Source organism: Bifidobacterium panos, assembly GCF_012932445.1.
In the GTDB taxonomy this organism is placed as follows: Bacteria; Actinomycetota; Actinomycetes; order Actinomycetales; family Bifidobacteriaceae; genus Bifidobacterium; species Bifidobacterium panos.
In genome coordinates this window covers 1-1317 of record NZ_JAAIIJ010000039.1, presented here as the reverse complement: position 1 = coordinate 1317, position 1317 = coordinate 1, and the positions used below count along the sequence as shown (strand labels likewise).

At 55.0% G+C, this 1317-nt stretch carries 1 protein-coding gene; it reads right to left on the bottom strand.

What is annotated here, in order from left to right:
- Positions 1 to 168: 168 nt before the first annotated feature.
- The gene (locus G1C94_RS07590; RefSeq protein WP_172147239.1) at positions 169 to 1086 is read right to left on the bottom strand and encodes a P63C domain-containing protein; all 918 of its coding nucleotides are present in this window, start codon (positions 1084 to 1086) and stop codon (positions 169 to 171) included.
- Between the last annotated feature and the right edge of the window lie 231 nt (positions 1087 to 1317).

The following is a 1317-nucleotide window of genomic DNA, read 5'->3' as shown; positions in this document are numbered from 1 at the left end:
GATTAATTTTCGGGTGGCAAACTCAAACTCGGGCTTGAAACTCAAACTCGGGTTTGGAAGTCAACCCGCAGATTCTTCCCAAGCCGGACTCGACACGGCGAGACCATTTTCCTGATGCCGGGAAAATGGTCTCAGAATCAGAAGGTCCCGCTTGGATGGCGGTATGTGTCAGTCCTCTAGATCGAGTTCGCCTTGTTGCGAGCCGTATTTCGGGTATACGCGGTCAAGCAGTCGATTGAACTCGCCCCAGCTTCTCGATGCTTTCATTAGTGCGATGGAGTTGGATATCTGAAGTGCCAGATGATCGTCTCCGATGTCTTCGGTGAGGAACTGGTGATGTTTGTAGCGGCGGCGTCCGCTATCGTCGGGAGGGTTCTTGCGCTTGAGTTCGTCCAGCACTCCACGTGGCATCCGTTCGTATATGATGTCGTTGGTGAGTTTGCCCACGAGTCGTGGCTTCTTGCCCCCTGCGCCCAATGTTTGGTAGTCCCATCCTCTTAGCCGGAACAGTTGTGTGTAGAACTCGTCCGGGAATCGTTTGGCCCAAGGTTGGAGTTCCTCTGCGATGTATTTGCTGAGCAGTTTTTGCAGTTCGTCGCGTTGGCGGACGCTTTGATATCCGGTTGCTTCGTCCACAAGTGCGACGATGCCAACTTTCGCCAACGCCGCCATGAGGATGTCGGCTTGTTCAGCGATGTGCTCCTGCGAAGGCAATAGAACGCCGGCGTGACGTGCTCTCATGTAGACTTCGCAAATCTCCGGCAGTGCTTCGGCTTCGATGCCGTATGCGCCGAAGCCCCCTTGTCCCTTGGCGCGCCATAGCCTGTGGTTGACGAGCTTGTATGCGAGTCCGCCGTGGATGAATGGTTGGAGGTTCCCGGCTGAAGCGTAGACCGGCATCCTGTTGCCTTCCTTTTGCCTGAGCCAATGCGAGCCACCGCGTTTGCCTCCCAGCGCGCGCGTGACGGCGCGCTCGGACAGAAGCCTCGTGCCGTCGCCCATGACGCCGCAGGGGATGTCGATGTCATCCCCGATGTTGAGGTGTCCGCTGTATTCGGCGGTCTCGCCGCTTTTACGTTCGTTCATGAATTGTCCTTGTCCTTTATCAGAAGTTATAACAGTTATATCATGTTTTCGCCGGTTATGGTTGGCGCAGTTGTGTAATCGTTGCAATTACTGGAAAAATATGGTGTAGATGGTCTGAAAATGGTGGGTTTGGCGCAGTTTGTTTCGTTGGTATCGTGCGGTTTTTGTGTTCGCGTGTGGCGGGCGAATGGTGCTGGTGGCTTTATCAAAAAGCCCCGCCGAAGCGGGGCG

Coding starts and splice junctions, on each gene's coding strand:
- G1C94_RS07590 (WP_172147239.1), bottom strand. CDS start 1,086: ATGAACGAACGTAAAAGCGGCGAGACCGCCGAATACAGCGGACACCTC.